This window comes from Paenibacillus sp. FSL R7-0210 (assembly GCF_038009085.1).
Lineage (GTDB): Bacteria > Bacillota > Bacilli > Paenibacillales > Paenibacillaceae > Paenibacillus_AQ > Paenibacillus_AQ silagei.
Map to the genome: position 1 here is coordinate 5375759 of NZ_JBBPAR010000001.1, position 16749 is coordinate 5392507.

Consider the following 16749-nt stretch of genomic DNA (forward strand, 5'->3'; position numbering starts at 1 on the left):
AGAAATTCCGCTCCCGGCAACCAACCGCACAGAACATATTTCCGGAATATTATAACATAATTTAGGAGGGTTACTGTTTGGATTGTCTCATAATCGTACTTCGGGTTTACCGCAAGCTAACAGGAAGGGAGACCTTGAGAAGAATGAACGATGAAACGATTTATAGCCATGAGGACACGCTGAGGATGCTGGACTCTTTTTTCCGGGACGAGGGGGAATGGTGGGATGGGTTCTATGCGGATAAGGAGAAGGGCATTCCTTTTTTCCGGGATTGTCCCGATGAGAATCTGGTGGAATCTTTCAGCGAAGGGGCGCTCATATGCTGTGGGCACTGGAACAGTAGTAACTGTATTTTGTACAATGGAATGCTGTAAAAAGGGCATCGAAATAGATTCTATTGTATTCGGTACAATTGAATTTTGAATAAAGGCCTCATTTCGCCCAATACGCAGCATTCCACTGTATGAAATACAATAGAATCTCATTTTACGGTCAAATATGAGTTTTCTATTGCAGTAAATACAATCAGCTACTTTCAATTCAAGCGTAGAAGTCGGCGATGGGTGCAGGATCTGCCTGATATCATCGTTCATGCCTCCATTAAGGTACAGGCGATTAGCTTAAGTGCAATCTGTACAACTAAAACGTCTGATGTACCATCGAATCGCGGTTTAGTTGCATTTCGTACATCTAAAGTACCTCCATACCCCGGTTCTCAACCATTAAGGCAAATTTAGTTGTACAGACTACAGTTAGAAGAGGAATGTTTGCCTTTTCGCGGTTTTTAATTGTGCAGAATACACTTATCTCAGAATGTCTTTCAAACGTCGCCTCGTACATTACCGCGTTAATGCAAGAACCCACTTCTATAGTTCACATGAGTTCACACGCGAAACTCCGCATCATCCTGCACAACAAACAGGCGGGGTGCCCTGTGACCCATGCGCCCCGCCTGCTACATGCAGCTTAACTACCTTTGCTTATCGCACCCGCTCCATAAACAGCCGCCCCGCGTAATCGCTGATCAGCCCGCGCAACGCCAGCTTGCCGCTCCAATCGGCCGGAATGCCGCTCAGGCCATAGTAGGCTCCGGCGATCTGGCCGTAGATGGCACCAGTGGTGTCGGCGTCATTGCCGAGATTCACGGCGAGCAGCGCGCCTTCGGCGAAGCTGTCCGACTTATGGAAAGCCCATAGCGCAGCTTCCAGCGACTCCACGACATAGCCCGAGCCTTGGATCTGCGGCGGCTCCTTCAGCTTATAGGAGCCTTGCTTGATGTTCAGCATATGCGGCGTCAGGGTATCCTCGTCCAGCCATTCGCGGAAGGCATCCGGCGCCAGCATCTCCTGCTTGCTCCAGCCGTGCAGCCCGGCTAGAATATATGCCGCGAGCAGGCGGCAGGCAGCAAGACACTCGGCGGCCCCGTGCGTGGTTCTTGAACTCATTGCTGCATAGCGGATCGCCTCAGCGGGCTGCTTCGCGTAGTACATCACCACCGGAGCCAGACGCATAATGGATCCGTTCCCGGCAGAGAACGGATCCTCTGAACCGCTGTAAGCCTCCCCGCTGGCTTCATACCGGTGCAGCGCTTCACGCGTTGCGTTGCCGATATCGAAGCATCTGCCGGTGCTGCTGAGCGCTCCTTCGCGGTACCACTTCACATACCGCTGCATCTGATCCGCCGGATCGAAGGCCTGAACGGTTAGCAGGCTCTCCGCCAGACAGAGCGCCATCGAGGTGTCGTCCGTCCACTGTCCCGGCTGCAGAGCGAATACCCCGCCGCCGACAATATCTGTCATTGGCTTGAAGGTTCCGGGTGCCTGGAATTCTACAGTTGTGCCCAGCGCATCCCCGGCGGCCAGCCCCTGCAGGCAGCCCTGATAACGGTCATCAGTCAATGTCACTTGGTTCTCCCCCTTTCCGGAAGCTTCCTGCCCGCACTTATTCGCCGGGATACTTCAGTCCCCACTGCGCCCGGACTTCATCCAGCAGCTTCATCAGGGCTACGGATTCATCCAGCGTCATCACCGGGCTCTCGGTAAGCCCGGCCTGAAGACAACGGCCTACCTCTTCCGCCTCGAAGCAGTACCCGACCGAAGCGCGGTCATCTTCGAACCTCTCCGCCAATTCGCCGTTCACGTAGAGCTCGGCCGATTTCGGATTAACCAGGGTGCCATTGACCACGATACGACCTTCCGTTCCATAGATATGGGCTTCATCGTCCAGATTCAGGCGGATGCCGGCATGGAGTGAAGCAGATACGCCATTCCCGTAGGACAGCAGCAGCGAGAAGTGCTCATCCACGCCAGTCTCCCCGATATGAACGGTGCTGGCGATCGACTCTGGATGAGGTCCGAGAACCATCGAGGTGAAGGAGACCGGATAGATGCCGACGTCCAGCAGCGCACCGCCGCCAAGGGCCGGATTCAGAAGACGCCCTTCCGGCTTCCAGTCAGAACGGAACCCAAGGTCCGCCTTCACTAGCTTCACCTCGCCTATGCGCCCGGCAGCCAGCCATTCCCTCACCTTCACATGTGCCGGGATATACCGGCTCCACATCGCTTCCATGAGGAACAGCTTATGCTCCCGGGCATAGGCCACGACTTCCTCCAGTTCAGCACTATTCACGGTAAAAGGCTTCTCGCACAGCACAGCCTTGCCCGCCCGCAAAGCCAGCAGCGCATTCTCCCGGTGGAACGGATGCGGTGTGCCGATATAGATGGCGTCCACATCAGGATCGTTCACCAGCTCTTCGTAGGTGGCGTATGCGACAGGAATGCCGTGATCGGCTGCGAATTTATCCGCGCTCTCCTGCGAGCGCGAGCCGACTGCATAGGCCACCCCATTGCTGGCGTGGGCCAGATCCGTGGCGAACTGATGGGCGATCCAGCCTGTGCTGAGAATGCCCCATTTTATCGTGTAAGCGTTATCTTCTGCCATAGTAATATCCTCCTCGTAATGAAGCTCAGGTCCCTCTGATTCTATCAAAATCTCCCTGGTGTGTATATGTCCGCCGACCGGCAGGAGCCTCCAGCTCCAGACAAGTGTGTATTACAGCCCGAACAACACATTCAGACGCTCCTCCGAATAGCCGTCCTCCCCGCGCCAGTTGGCTACAGCGTTGAAATCATTGTCTCCGCCCCGCCCCTGGCGCGGCTCCTCCTGCGGAACCAGAATTCCAGCATATCCCCAGATCTCCATCACCACATCCCGTTCATGCCGGTTCGAGGGGAATATATCCTTCCAATGCTTCTCCAGCTTCCGTGCACCATCCTTGCTGCCGCATAGCTTCACGGCTTCGGCCATATCCTGCAAAATACGAAGATCCTGCGGAGCAGCCTCCACCTCCTCTTCCCGGCTGAACAGCTCCAGATCGAGCCAGCAATACAGCAGCTTATTAAGGCGGATGCCGCCCCATTTGACCCGCTCGAAATTGAGCACATTCAGATCCACAGCGTTGTACTGCTGATCAGACATCAGGTGCCTGGCATCACAAGCAGCACAACTGCTATACCTTGGCTGCTCGGCGGGGGGCTGGGCGAATTCATGTGCAGGCAGCTCCGAGGTTAAGGCCCAGCTGGACAAGGCACTCCGCAGATGAACCTTCCGGGTAGACAGGCTGTGCAGAAAAGCCGCCGCCACCTTCTCCCGGGTCACACTCCCGCTGTGCAGCACCCGAAGCTTCTCCACCAGCTCATCATGGGTGATTGTGAGGGGATCGAACATGACCCCCTTGCTCTTCGCATAGTCGAACTCTTCACCGGAAAAAGGCCCGTATGTCCCCTTCCAGCCGCTGGCGCTCCAGAACGATTTTTGCAGTATAGTTTTGGCCTTACGATCCATGTATCTTAGCTCCCTTCCTTACCTGATGGTCCTATTGAATAATTATGTATCTCTTATACTTAACCTGAAGGCGGGGATTTGTACCGTCACAAAAAAACACCCTACCGGGTGAAAGATGCTTTCATGGCGATGCGCAGCCTCCCCCTCGCCAGTTCTGAGAGTCTTCTCTCACCGACCGCTTGCATGGATAGATTGTTGCACATCTTGCAGGATTTCTCTAAAAAGTCACGGGCTGTGGAGCACGCACCACGCGCCAGCACAATGTAATCGGTTTTTCGATTACATTCCAGCCATACGCCCTGCGACAGCCCAATGTAATCGGTTTTTCGATTACATTTCGGCCATACACCCCGCTCCAGCCCAATGTAATCGGTTTTTCGATTACATTCCAGCCATACGCCCTGCGCCAGCCCAATGTAATCGGTTTTTCGATTACATTCCAGCCATTCGCCCTGCGCCGGCCCAATGTAATCGGTTTTTCGATTACATTCCGCTCATACACCCCGCGCCAGCCCAATATGTTCGCTTTTTCGGCTACATTCCGCCCACGCATCTCGCGCCAGCCCAATGTGTTCGCTTTTTCGGCTACATTCCAGCCATACGCCCCGCGCTGGCCTGATGTGTTCGCTTTTTCGCATACATCCACATCTGGCCCACCGCCTTCGCCCCAGCCCCAGTCACAGCAAAAAACCCTCCCCGCCAGCCGCGAATCCGCAGCAGACGGGGAGGGGCATCCCCAACCCTATATTATTTCTTAAGCACTAGCTCCAGGCGCACCTCAAGATTGTTCTCGGTACTGAGCACGATGGAATGCGGATTGCTGAGGCCGAAATCCTCGAAGGTTACGGTAGTCGTACCCGACAGCTTAAGCTCTCCGCCGCTATATGCGGCCTGCGAGTCGAACGTCACTTCCTTCTCGATACCTTTCACGGTCAGCGTCCCCTGCAGTTGTACCGGCACCGCTGTACCCTCTGTCCATTCCTTTGGCATCTCCGAGAAGGACTTCACCGTGAAAGTGGCCTCCGGGAACTCCGCTACGGACAAGAAGTCCGCTCCCTTGACATGCTCGTCCCGCTGGGCGGTTCCCGAATCAAGCGCGCTCATGTCGACCGACCCTTCGCCGGTCATCGCGGAGGCATCCTCCAGATTCACCTTCCAGGTACCCTTCACGGAAGGATCTACGAAGTTAACCGTTTCTTTGGATGTGGTCACGGACCAGTAGACCTTGGACGGCTCTGCAATGTTCCAGGTTCCGTTCAACTGCTCCGGCGTTACAGCAGCAGCGGCAGCAGCCGCATTGGCCGTTCCTTCCTTCTGCGCTCCGCTGTTCTGCGCCTGCTCAGGAATCACCGATTCAATCTCCACCTTATTGCCAAGGCTGTTGTTCACTAAGATGAAGGCGGTGATGGCTCCTGCAATAATTACAATGGCTGCGGTTATAGCGACTGTTCTCTTCTTCATACGATCTCCTCCATTCCATATTCTTATCTCTGCTCTATTGGCTTGGCTCCCATTCTACCAAAGCAATATGTCGGGAATAAGTCAAAGCATACTAGCCTGCAAATGTGTTAGAATTGTCGTAATTTTAGTTAAGGGACTGAAGCTCATGCAATCGATACTAATCGTAGAGGATGAAGAAGCCATCGCGCGGGTGCTAAGTGCCTATCTGCGAAAAGCAGGCTTTCACGTCACCCGGGCCGCAGACGGCCGGAGTGCTCTGGACGCCTTCGAGGAGGCGCCTCCCTCACTGGTCCTGCTCGATATCATGCTGCCGGCGATGGACGGCTTCGAGCTGCTGGAGCTGATCCGTGAGCGAAGCAGTTGCCCGGTCATCATGCTCACCGCCCGCGACGGGATCAAGGACCGGCTGGCGGGTCTGGACGGGGGGGCGGATGACTATATGTCGAAGCCCTTCATCCCCGAGGAAGTGGTCGCAAGGGTGCGGGCGGTGCTGCGCCGCCCCTCGCAGTGGTCGGACGGCAGCCGCAAGCGCCATTACGGCAGTCTGTTCATCGATTTCTCGGCGCGCAGCATCTTTCTGAACGGGGCGGAGGTCAGCCTCAGCCCGCGCGACATGTCGGTGCTGCTGTTCCTGGCGGAGCGGCCGAACCAGATCTGTACCCGCGATCAGCTCCTGGAGCATGTGTGGGAGATGGATTATGACGGAAGCGACCGGGCGGTCGATCTCTCCATCAAAAGACTGCGCCAGGCGCTCTCGCACTGGCCAGAGGACGAGGGCGAGATCCGCACACTAAGAGGAACGGGTTATCAATTATGGACAACATAAATAAGAGTAAGAAGAACAGCAGCAGGAAAAAGAAGACCACCTCCATTCTCACTTACTGGACGCTGCGGTATCTGCTGATCATCAGCATCGGGCTGCTGGTGACGGCGCTGTTCACCCTCTGGTGGATGCAGCAGGAGGCGATGAGCAACCGGATGCAGACGACCGGTCTGCTGGCGCAGGAGATCGCTGACAGGAGCGTGGATACAGACGGTCAATTAGCGATTACCGGGGGCCTGAATAGGCTGGTAGAGGACCGCAAACGCTTCTTCAAGGTCACTGAGGAAATGTGCGTAATCATCACCGGACCTGAAGGCGAATTGTTATACTCCCAGCCCCCGATGACAGACGAGGAAATGCGACACAAGCTCAATGATAGCCTGACCGATTCGCGTACCTCGGAATACAAAGCCGCTGCCGCTCAGATTCAGGGGGACCAGGGCACGCTGGGGCAGGTGCTGGTTATGCAGTCCAAGCGCTCCCTGCGTCATATTCCGACAGAGGAGATCACCTTCTTCTCGATTATCATCGTCTTCCTGATTATTCTAAGCTGGCTGACGATCTATCTCTTATCTATCAAGCTGGCCAAGCCGGTTCAGCGGGTGGCCGCCGCCGCCGCGCAGATCAGCAGCGGCCAATATAATATCGCGCTTGAGACCGGGGCCAAAGAACGTGAGATTCACGAGTTGCTCGTCTCCTTCCAGGAGATGGCGGGCAAGCTGCAGCAGTTCGAGCAGTCGCGGGCCATCATGCTGGCCGGCGTGTCCCATGAGCTCAAGACACCGGTCACCTCAATCAAAGGACTGCTTCATGCGGTCCGCGAGGGCGTTGTCGAAGGCGAAGAGGCCAATGAATTCCTCGATATCGCTCTGCTTGAGACCGGGCGGCTGCAGCATATGGTCGCCGATCTGCTGGACTACAATGCGCTGACAGCGGGCATGGTTGCCGTCCGTCATGATAAGCTCGAAGCGGCCCCGCTGCTGGAGGAAATCCTCTATCAATGGATGCTGACCCAGAACGGGGAGGTTAATAAGCCCATCCTGCTGCTGACGGAGAACCCGCTTGTGCTGCGGGGAGACCCACTGCGCATCCAGCAGATTATTGTGAATCTGCTGGGCAACAGTCTGCAGGCGAAGACGCCGGACTGCAATCTCCAATTGAAGCTTGAACTTACGGCTACGCCGCAGGGGCAGGCCGAAATCTCCGTTACAGATAACGGGCCGGGCATCCACCCAGACAGCCGGGAACGGATCTTCGAAGCCTTCTACCGCAGCTCAGGCAAGCAGAGCCTGCTTCGCGGACTCGGGCTGGGCCTGACCTTCAGCAGACTGCTGGCCGAAGCCATGGGCGGCAGCCTGGAGCTGGGCAGCAATCCGCCGCAGGGCTGCACCTTCGTGCTGCGGCTCCCGCTGGCAGAGTAATGAACCGGGGAAGCGCGTTATAGTCCAGCACCCCGCTGCGTGGTATAATCAACTGACTACAAGCGGAAACGGTATTGCCGTCCTTTTAAAGGACGGTACCGTTTCAGCGAGAAATAGAAAGATAATGTATAGCGTGAAACCTATACATTTTTATATTTCAAGTGAACCGGAGGCTGTATATGCTTACTTTTGAACAGAAAATAGCTATTCTTGATTCCTATCCCCAGCTGGAGGCGCGGAAGGTCTCACTGGGACGGGTGAATTATCACCTGGAGCAGAGCCGTCACGACAAGAAGACCGTGGCTTCGCATATTCACCCGAACGGGAACGGCTTCGTCTATGCCGGGCTGCTGCGGGGCTATGAGACGGATGATAAGGGACTGGTTAATATCCGCGATTATTCGGAGGCTGCGCTGCGCGAGCTGCTGGATGCGTCTATCACTTCTCTCTTGATGTACATTCCCGAGGCCCCGGCCCCTTCCAAAAGAAAGAAAAAAGCGCAGACGGGCGGAGCTGAAGCGCAGTCGCTGTGGAAGAATGAGGACGGGCATACGCTGAGCCTGAGATTTGAGGAGGATCTGTGGTATCTCTATGCCGGACTACAGCTTGAGATGGCCTTCGAGACGGTCGCTGAAGCGGAGGAATATCTCGCTGAAGAGGGGTTTGCCCGGGTGGCAGACGAATTACAGGAATAGAATGGGTCCCGGCCCGTAAATCGACGTTTATCGACGATTTACGGGCTTTTTCGCATGAATTTCTGCATATTCCGGCAAATTTATAGAATTTCCCGGTGAGTCCCCTTATACTAGAGCCAATGGCATTTTCCATATATTTCACAAGGAGGAATCACCATGAACAATCCGGAAGGCGGAACACCCTTCACGAATCCTGAGGGACCTAACAACCAACCTGGGCAACCGCAGCCCCAGCGTAAGGTAACCGAGCAGTTCAATAATCTGCTCAAGGATGAACGTGTACAGCAGGCACAGGCAGTAGGCAAGCAGTATTGGAGCTTTTACCTGAGAGCCCTTACCCGCCCGTACAGTACAATGAGGGAAATTCCTGTGGCCCATTTCATGAACAGCCTGATCACCATGGGCCTTACGGCGTTGTTAACGGCCTTATATTTCCTCACCCTGTTCATCAAATGGGATGTCTCGGCCATCTTCGGCCCCGGCTTCCTGAAGCCGCTGTTATTGACGGCGGTAGGCCTTGCCGTTGCTTGCGGAGCCACTTATGCAGTTCTCCGGCTGGAGAAGGTCAGCTTCGATTTTAAATTGCTGATTACCCGGATGGGAACGCTGCTCGTTCCGGCCGTGGCGCTGCTGGTGCTGGCGATTCTCACACTACTTGTCAGCCTGTACTCCTTCTCGACCACACTGGTGGCGTTGTCCTTCCTGTTCGTCTTCATCAGCATGAATACGGCTTTGTTCCAATATCCGCTGAACACCGGCGGCAGCCGGGGCATTGACACCTTATACCCGATTGCCATCGCCAACATTGTGACCGGATATATTTTCTACAAGCTGATCACCTCCGTCATTGCCGGTGCAGCCTTTGGTATGCTGAGCAACTCGTTTAATTTATAAAATCACCCCGCAAAACAATTCACGCCAAAAACGGCGCTGCCGTCCTAATCAGGACAGCAGCGCCGTTTCCATGTGTTGCACTTCTATTCAGCCCGGTAAGCCTGTTACGGAGTTGTAGGAGCTGCCGGGGTTGTTGGCATTTCAACTTCCTTCGCGTCCAGTGCTTCCTGCGGAACCTTGATCTCGTCGACCTTGTTGTGATCGCTGATAGTCGCCTTCATATCCATATCAATCGATATCGTCTGGTCATTGCTGGTCATATCCATGACCATGGTTACATCTGTACGGGTTGGGAAATAGGTCTTCTTATCCACCGCATAGGCGATATTCATGCTCTTGATATTCATCTGCTCCATCATGGCAGCCATCTGAGGATCGGCACTGCCGCCCTGGTTCATATAAGACTTCGCCAGCTCCTTGACGTCATCGCCGGATACCTCGGCAGACAACAGATAACTATCGCCTTCCTCGGTGATTTTGGTCTTCTCGGTAAGCGCCTTGAATTGCTCCAATTGCTTCTCAGGGTTCGCGGACTGCTGCATAGCAGCTAGGACCTGTTCACCCATCGTAGCAGGCATCTTCATCCATTGCCCGTTCACCTGGGAATAGAAGCCGTCCTTAGTCACATACTGCTCAATCTTCTGGTCGCCCTGGGCCGTCTTCATCTGCACCTCCTGATGCATCATCAGCGGCTCCTTAATGAACTTGGATTTCGTGGTCATATCGGTATCTTGCGCATTGTCCCCTTGTGCCGTCTTCACATTGATCTTCTGCTTCACCTGCGATTCCATCGCGAAGCTCTTCAGATCACCCGATGCGGCAACCGACTTCTGAATCAATTCATCCACCGTTGGAACGCCGTCTGATGTCTGTTCAGCAGGCGCTGCCGATGCGGAGGCTTCCGGAGCCGCGCTTCCTGCAGGTGCAGCTGTTGCAGCGCCCTCCGATGGTTTGAGCTCCTCATTATTGCCGCAGCCAGCCAAGGCAACAGTCAGCATAACACCCATAAATATCGTAGTCCATTTCTTCAAGTTCGATTCCTCCTAGTGATGTTAGCAAGTAGTATTGTTAAATCTTGTGATGTATTTAACCACAGGAGCACCCCTTTTAATCAGCCGTTTAAAAGTTACATCCAAAGTCATGGTCGTCCGGGTGTTAAAAGAATGCTATGAAGACAGGCAAAACTGTGCTTATATATGGAGAATACTACTATAATCCAAAGGGAAAGAAGCGTGGACCCGCATGAGTTTTGAAATCGTAGAGGCTACCCTGTCTGACATTCAAGCCGCTCTGGATTCCGGGGAGATCACTTCCAGACAATTAGTCCTGATGTACCTTGAGCGCATAGCGGATCATGACAAAAACGGTCTGACGGTGAATTCTGTACTGGAGATTAACCCGGATGCGCTGTTCATCGCTGAATCCCTGGACGTAGAGCGCCAGCTTCAGGGTCCGCGCGGACCGCTGCACGGCATACCGGTGCTATTGAAGGATAACATTAATACCGGGGATAACATGCATACCAGCGCGGGCTCGCTCGCGTTGGCGGACTCTTTTGCCGGAGAGGATGCCTTCATCGTCAGGAGGCTGCGCGAGGCGGGAGCTATCATTATGGGCAAGGCTAATATGACGGAATTCGCCAACTTCATGACGAATGGCATGCCCTCCGGCTACAGCTCCCGGGGCGGGCAGGTGCTTAACCCCTATAACATCTCCACGCCGACAGGCGGCTCCAGCGCCGGGTCTGCAGTAGCGGTGGCCTGTAATTTCTGCACCGTCTCCGTTGGAACAGAGACCTCCGGCTCCATCCTCAATCCCGGCAATCTTGGCTCTATTATCGGTATTAAGCCCACGGTGGGGCTGATCAGCCGCTCCGGTATTCTGCCGCTCTCCAGCACGCAGGATACCGCCGGGCCTATGGCACGAACGGTCCGGGATGCCGTCCTTCTCCTGAACGCTCTGCTCGGTCAGGATGCCGGAGATGCGGCTATGGGTACGAACAGAGGTAAGGTTCATGAGGATTATACGGTTTTCCTGGATGCAGACGGTCTGCGGGGAGCAAGAATCGGAATTCCGCGCGATTATTACTTCGAGGAGCTGACGGAGGAGCAGCTTGCGCTGTTCAATGCCTCTGTGGAGAGAATGCGGGAGCTCGGGGCGACCATTATCGATCCGGCCGAGATTACAACGGCGCGGGAGATCAGCTATTCATCCGTGGTGCTGAATGAATTCAAAACCTCGCTGAACGCCTACCTGGCCCGCCTGGGCCCGGGGGCACCGATGCGTACCTTGAAGGATATTATTGATTTCAATCATGCCCATCCGGTCCAGACGCTGAAGTTCGGGCAAGCGACCCTGCTCGATGCCGAATTAACAACCTCCGGCACCTTCACCGAGCCGCAATATTTGCGTGACCGCATGACGGATCTCAGACTCTGCAAGGAGCTGGGGATTGACGCTACTATGCGCGAACATCAGCTTGATGCCCTGCTGTTCCCCGCTGACTTCGGCGCACGGATTACCTCAAGAGCCGGATATCCGTCGATCGTGGTGCCGTCAGGCTATACCTCAGCCGGTGCCCCCTTCGGCGTAACCTTCTCCGCCCGGGCCTATGAAGAACCGGTGCTTATCAGACTGGCTTACGCCTATGAGCAGAACTATAAGGTACGCAAGCCGCCTTCACTCCGCAGCTTCATCTGATCCCGCTTCAGGCCAACATGGGACAGGCTCCAGGTGCGCAGCCCGCAGCTGCGCACCCCCTTCTCAATCATAGTCATGCCGGTTCTCTTCATCGGCAATGCTCTGAATCTCCTCTGCATGCATCAGATGCAGCTCATAATCGCCTTCGGCATGCAGCTTCACGACCCGCTCTTTGGTGAACTTCGCACTGCTCTCCGCCGCATCCTCGTCGTAGAACAACAGAATCCCGTCACTTTTACGCAGCAGCAGATCATCTCTGGCCTTGAACTGCCAGCTCCCGTCATAGGGAGCATTGCTAACGGCTCCGTAGTAGTCAGCACCGGCTACAATGCGGCGGTATTCATTCTGCTTCTCTTCCTTCCACTTCTCCTCCGGTGAGGCATGGGCCGTAATAATGCCCAGCTTCAGCCCGGGGTATTGCTGCTTCAGCTCCAGCACCACCTCGCAGGCCCACAGATCAACACCATATTGCCCGGGAGTAATGACCCATTCCAGTCCCTCCTCCACCAGCGGAATGATCCGGTTGGCGAGTGCTTTTTTGATATAGGGAATGCCCTGATGCTTGCTGTCATAAATGCCGAGCTCATGGGCCCGGTAGCCTGTGACCAGTAAAGTCTTCATGTGCTGCGCCTCTCTCCTGACTGCTTCATTCCGAAATGTATGGGACAACCTGTACTTTATGCATTATATCTTATTTCGCGTGGCAGGGCTGCCGGACCCGGGGAGCATATAAGCCGGACCCACCGTACCAAATTATTTTCGGTAATTACGAGTAAATTTAGATAAAGTTTGGAAAACTGCATGAAGATGAAAACTCGTACTCCGTTATACCCAAATTCAAAAGCTGGGGATGATTACACTGTTCGGTATGATTCTTTCCTATATACCCGGCTGGGCAATCTTCGCCCAAGCGGGTGTGGCTATGCTTGTTCCGCTGCTCTTGGCCTATCTCTATAAATCGCTCTACAAGCTGGTAGGCAGCGGACGCGGCCAGATCGGGTACGGCGCAAGAACCGTTCCTGCGCAGGGGCCGCCGCCGCTGGCTCCAGAGGAATCCTCCGCCCGGTTTACCGGTGATCTTAAGGATGACCTGCAGGCGGTTAAATCCGGCATCGGCAACAACAGCGATGTCCATTTCAGAGCATTCACAAATGCGAAAACAGGTGCACAAGGAGTCGTCATCCATGTCGACGGGATGCAGAGTGACCGGCTGCTCAGTATGGAAGTCATGCAATACCTGATGTATGAGATGCCTGCCGGGCCACAGTCTTCTGTTGAAATGGCCGGGCATCGTCTTCCCTTCAGCGAGCTTAGAGAGGAAGAGCATATCAGGGACTTCAATAAGTCTGTCCTCTTCGGCCATGCCGCCCTGCTGATCGATGGGCTGCGCTGCGGGCTCCTGATCGAGATGCCAGGTGCTCCCAGCCGCCAGGCGGACGAGCCGGTCTCCGAAGCGCTGCTCCGCGGCCCTAGACTAGGCTTCACGGAGGTGCTCAGCGAGAACACCTCTATTTTGCGCCGCCAGGGCCTTAACGATCAGCTTGAGATGGTATCCTTCCGGGCAGGGACCGCTATTGAAAGGGAGATCGTTGTGGCCTACATGAAGGATATCGTCAATCCCGACCTGCTGGAGGAGATTAAGAACCGCATCTGCAAAATCGATATGGATTTCCTGGCCGAATCCGGCTACATCGAGCAGCTCATTGAGGATAATTATCTCAGTCCGTTCCAGCAGCTACAGAATACAGAACGGCCGGACAGAGTGATCAGTGCCCTGCTGGAAGGACGGGTTGCCATCCTGCTGGACGGCACACCCTTTGTACTAATCGCACCGGTAACCTTCAGCATGCTGCTGCAGTCGCCGGAAGACTATTACGAGCGCTGGCTGCCTGGCACTTTGCTGCGGCTGCTGCGTTTTGGAGCATCTTTCTTTGCCCTGATGGCTCCGGCCCTGTACATCTCATTCATCTCCTTTCATCCGGGGCTGATTCCTACAGAGCTGGCGATCACGATCATTAAGACCCGGCAGGGTGTGCCCTTTCCCTCTCTGATAGAGGTGCTGATTCTGGAGGTCGCCATCGAGATTCTTAGGGAAGCGGGCATCCGGCTGCCGAAGCCGATCGGTCCGGCGATGGGCATCGTCGGCGGTCTGATCATCGGCGATGCAGCGGTTCAGGCGGGGATCGTCAGTCCGTTCCTGGTCATTACGGTGGCCGTAACTGCCATCTCCTCCTTCTCCATTCCGATGTACAGCGCCGGGATCACCCTGCGGATGCTGCGCTTCGCCGGTATGCTGTTCGCCTCGGTGCTGGGAATGTACGGGACCATTCTGTTCTTCCTGCTGATATGCTGCCACCTGACCAAGCTCAAGAGCTTCGGAGTGCCTTATCTGACCCCGCTCTCCCCTTTCCGGCTCAGTGACTGGAAGGATCTGTTCCTGCGCGCTCCGATGGCACTGATGAAGCGCAGACCGAAAATGATGAAGACTAAGCAGAGTAAACGAAGATCATGACCGCGCCTGGTATAAGGAGGAATGCAGTATGTTCATACGCACGGATGATAAAATCACGGCTACACAAACGGCCATTTTCCTGAACAATACCTTGCTGGGCGCGGGTGTGCTCACACTGCCGCGCAGCGTAAGCAAGAGTGTCGGAACTCCGGATGGCTGGATCTCCACCCTGCTCGGCGGGGCCATTGTGATGCTGGTTGTCCTCCTTATGGTGAAGATCAGCCAGCAATTTCCGGGAAAAACCGTCTTTCAGTACTCAAGGCTGCTGACCGGCCGGTTCATCGGCGGGATTCTGTCCATGCTGTTAATCCTGTATTTCATCACTATCGCCGGCTTTGAGATCCGTACACTGGCCGAGGTTACCCTGTTCTTCCTGCTGGAGGGGACTCCGATCTGGGCAGTAATCCTTCCTTTTCTCTGGCTGAGCACCTACCTCGTATACGGAGGCATCAACTCTATTGCCCGTGTCTACACCATTGTTTTTCCGATCAGCATTATGATTCTGCTCATCTCCTTCGTGCTCAGCCTGCGGATGTTCGATATCGATAATCTGCGTCCTGTACTCGGCAAGGGATGGTCCCCCGTATTCGCCGGGCTCAAATCCACCGTGCTTGTATTCACCGGCTGTGAAGTCACTATGACGCTTGTGGCATTCATGGAGGACCCCAAAAAGGCTGTCAAAGCTATGCTTGGCGGCGTGGCCATCCTGCTGTCCATCTATTTCCTGACCATCATTATAGTGATCGGAGGCATCTCTATTGATTCCGCCATCACCAGCACCTGGCCCACTATTGATCTATTGCGCAGCTTCGAGGTGCCGGGATTTTTCTTCGAGCGTCTGGAATTCCCGTTCATGGTCATCTGGCTGATGCAGATGTTCTGCAACTTCAGCAGCTTCTTTTTCCAGTCCACGCTGGGTCTCTCACAGATCTTCAAGCTTAAGGTGCACCCGATTATTTATGCGTTGGTTCCGCTGCTGTTCATCTCGGCGATGCTGCCCAAATCCTTAGGCGATCTGTTCGCACTCGGAGATACCATAGGCAAGATGGGGTTGGTGCTGTTCCTGCTGGTGCCTGTCCTGCTCTCTGTCGTCTGGCTCATCCGGGTGAAGGGGCTGAAGCAGCATGTGTAGACGAATCCTGGTGGTGCTGTGCAGTCTGCTAATCCTTGCCACACTGACCTCCTGCTGGAGCAGTAAAGAGATTGAGGATCTGGCCCTATACGCAGGGCTGGCTCTGGATGTCGGAGAGTTCTCACCCACAGAACAGGAGCTGGAGGACAAGGGCGCTACTTATTATAAAAAGAATAAAATCACCGCCACTGTGCAGATGGTTCCGGCTAACTCCGTGGGAGGGACAGATAAACAAGGCGGCAGCAGCGGCAGCAGTCCACCCTATATGAATGTAACCGGAACCGGAGATTCTGTGCTGGAGATCTTCCGTCAATATTCGATTCTGCGTGAACGGCCGATCATCGGCCACCACCTCAAGGTTATAGTGATCTCCAGTGAGCTGCTCAAGCAGCAGAGGATAAACCAGTTAATGGATTTCGTCCTTCGGGATAATGATATCCGTCCCAGCACGATGGTGTTCTTAAGCCAAGGCCGCGCAGCAGACACCATGGTCGCGAAGCAAAAAAATGAAATTCCTGCCTTTCACATCAGAGATATGCTGCGCAATCAGAAGAGAACCAGCAAGGTGCTGGACCCTGTTATTTTATCGAAAATGGATGCCAATATGCACTCCAAACGCAGTTATGCACTGCAGAACCTGGTAACGGCGAATGGGGAGGTAGAATTCTCGGGAGCCGGAGTGATCAAGGGAGATACCGGGCACTGGGTGGGCCCGCTGAATCAGGAGGAAACCGAATGTCTGAGCTGGCTGACCAACGGGGGGCAAAGCGGGGTCATCAAGACCTACGACTGGAGCAATGAGCCGATTACCTATGAACTCAAGTCCATGAAGAGTAAAATCACTGCCAAAGCAGACGGCGGCGAGCTGTCCTTCGACGTCAAGCTTGTAACGGAAGGAAGGCTAAGCGAAACCTGGAACGTAGAGGAATACCCTGCGGCCACCCATCTTCCCCAAAAAGCAGAGAAGCTGTTCAAGGAGCGGCTGGAGGGGATGATGAAGAGTATGCTTCACAAGCTGCAGTCGGATTACAAAGCAGATGTGGGCGGATTCTCCACCAGACTCAGCATCCAGGAACCCGACTTATGGAACAAGCTGGAGGATCATTGGGACGAGGTGTTCAGCCGGACTCCTATTCATGTCACGGTTGATTTGAAGATTACGGACTTCGGCTCCTTTACTCAATAGAATAATCCTTTTAAGTGAATCTGTATAAAAAAAGAAGCTGTCCCAGCAGCCGTGTCTAATGAACGGCCTTCGGGACAGCTTT

The 16749-nt window shown here is 54.6% G+C and carries 17 protein-coding genes; 9 read left to right on the plus strand and 8 right to left on the minus strand.

The genetic code is table 11. The annotated features are described in order from the left end of the window. The first annotated feature begins 143 nt into the window (after positions 1-143). Positions 144-374, plus strand: a complete 231-nt coding sequence (locus MKY64_RS22705; RefSeq protein ID WP_340955870.1) for a hypothetical protein — start codon at positions 144-146, stop codon at positions 372-374. 606 nt (positions 375-980) lie between these two features. Here MKY64_RS22705 and MKY64_RS22710 read toward each other — a convergent pair. The 5 genes from MKY64_RS22710 to MKY64_RS22730 form a co-directional block, all read right to left on the minus strand. After that, entirely contained in the window at positions 981-1904 is a 924-nt protein-coding gene (locus MKY64_RS22710) for an ADP-ribosylglycohydrolase family protein (protein ID WP_339312857.1), read from the minus strand. A gap of 37 nt (positions 1905-1941) precedes the next feature. Then, on the minus strand, positions 1942-2940 hold the full coding sequence (locus MKY64_RS22715) for a Gfo/Idh/MocA family protein (RefSeq protein ID WP_340955875.1): 999 nt from the start codon (positions 2938-2940) through the stop codon (positions 1942-1944). A gap of 111 nt (positions 2941-3051) precedes the next feature. Then, a complete protein-coding gene (locus MKY64_RS22720) occupies positions 3052-3843 on the minus strand; it encodes a hypothetical protein (RefSeq protein ID WP_340955878.1) in 792 nt (263 codons plus the stop codon). A gap of 217 nt (positions 3844-4060) precedes the next feature. After that, on the minus strand, positions 4061-4489 hold the full coding sequence (locus MKY64_RS22725) for a hypothetical protein (RefSeq protein WP_340955881.1): 429 nt from the start codon (positions 4487-4489) through the stop codon (positions 4061-4063). Positions 4490-4590: 101 nt separating this feature from the next. After that, the gene (locus MKY64_RS22730; protein ID WP_340955884.1) at positions 4591-5304 is read right to left on the minus strand and encodes a YceI family protein; all 714 of its coding nucleotides are present in this window, start codon (positions 5302-5304) and stop codon (positions 4591-4593) included. Between the two features lie 145 nt (positions 5305-5449). Between MKY64_RS22730 and MKY64_RS22735 the strand changes: the two genes are divergently transcribed. The 4 genes from MKY64_RS22735 to MKY64_RS22750 all read left to right on the plus strand — a co-directional run bounded on the left by MKY64_RS22735 (position 5450) and on the right by MKY64_RS22750 (position 9137). Continuing rightward, positions 5450-6130 carry a response regulator transcription factor gene (locus tag MKY64_RS22735; protein WP_340955886.1) on the plus strand — a complete coding sequence of 227 codons (681 nt, stop codon included), beginning with the start codon at positions 5450-5452 and terminating at the stop codon, positions 6128-6130. Beyond that, positions 6118-7548 (plus strand): HAMP domain-containing sensor histidine kinase, encoded by a 1431-nt coding sequence (locus MKY64_RS22740; protein ID WP_340955888.1) that lies wholly within the window; start codon positions 6118-6120, stop codon positions 7546-7548. Before MKY64_RS22735 ends, MKY64_RS22740 begins: the two co-directional genes overlap by 13 nt. Before the next feature lie 179 nt (positions 7549-7727). Then, positions 7728-8243 carry a hypothetical protein gene (locus tag MKY64_RS22745; protein WP_340955889.1) on the plus strand — a complete coding sequence of 172 codons (516 nt, stop codon included), beginning with the start codon at positions 7728-7730 and terminating at the stop codon, positions 8241-8243. Between the two features lie 156 nt (positions 8244-8399). Then, positions 8400-9137, plus strand: a complete 738-nt coding sequence (locus MKY64_RS22750; protein WP_036731299.1) for a hypothetical protein — start codon at positions 8400-8402, stop codon at positions 9135-9137. Positions 9138-9241: 104 nt separating this feature from the next. On the opposite strand, the gene MKY64_RS22755 is transcribed toward MKY64_RS22750, so the two are convergent. Continuing rightward, on the minus strand, positions 9242-10168 hold the full coding sequence (locus tag MKY64_RS22755) for a DUF6612 family protein (protein WP_339253774.1): 927 nt from the start codon (positions 10166-10168) through the stop codon (positions 9242-9244). 211 nt (positions 10169-10379) lie between these two features. On the opposite strand from MKY64_RS22755, the gene MKY64_RS22760 reads away from it, so the two are divergent. Next, positions 10380-11837 (plus strand): amidase family protein, encoded by a 1458-nt coding sequence (locus MKY64_RS22760; RefSeq protein ID WP_340955894.1) that lies wholly within the window; start codon positions 10380-10382, stop codon positions 11835-11837. Here the strand turns inward: MKY64_RS22760 and MKY64_RS22765 are convergent. After that, positions 11795-11935, minus strand: coding sequence for a hypothetical protein (locus tag MKY64_RS22765; RefSeq protein WP_340955896.1), 141 nt, complete (start codon positions 11933-11935; stop codon positions 11795-11797). The genes MKY64_RS22760 and MKY64_RS22765 overlap by 43 nt on opposite strands. Continuing rightward, entirely contained in the window at positions 11901-12458 is a 558-nt protein-coding gene (locus MKY64_RS22770; RefSeq protein ID WP_036731292.1) for a DUF1273 domain-containing protein, read from the minus strand. The genes MKY64_RS22765 and MKY64_RS22770 overlap by 35 nt, the downstream gene beginning before the upstream one ends. Positions 12459-12696: 238 nt before the next feature. Between MKY64_RS22770 and MKY64_RS22775 the strand changes: the two genes are divergently transcribed. Genes MKY64_RS22775 through MKY64_RS22785 form a run of 3 tightly spaced genes read left to right on the plus strand, consistent with a single transcriptional unit; the run spans position 12697 to position 16667 of the window. Next, the gene (locus MKY64_RS22775) at positions 12697-14349 is read left to right on the plus strand and encodes a spore germination protein (protein ID WP_340958154.1); all 1653 of its coding nucleotides are present in this window, start codon (positions 12697-12699) and stop codon (positions 14347-14349) included. A gap of 28 nt (positions 14350-14377) precedes the next feature. Then, on the plus strand, positions 14378-15481 hold the full coding sequence (locus tag MKY64_RS22780) for a GerAB/ArcD/ProY family transporter (RefSeq protein WP_339253769.1): 1104 nt from the start codon (positions 14378-14380) through the stop codon (positions 15479-15481). Continuing rightward, the gene (locus MKY64_RS22785) at positions 15474-16667 is read left to right on the plus strand and encodes a Ger(x)C family spore germination protein (RefSeq protein ID WP_340955899.1); all 1194 of its coding nucleotides are present in this window, start codon (positions 15474-15476) and stop codon (positions 16665-16667) included. Before MKY64_RS22780 ends, MKY64_RS22785 begins: the two co-directional genes overlap by 8 nt. Positions 16668-16749 lie beyond the last annotated feature (82 nt).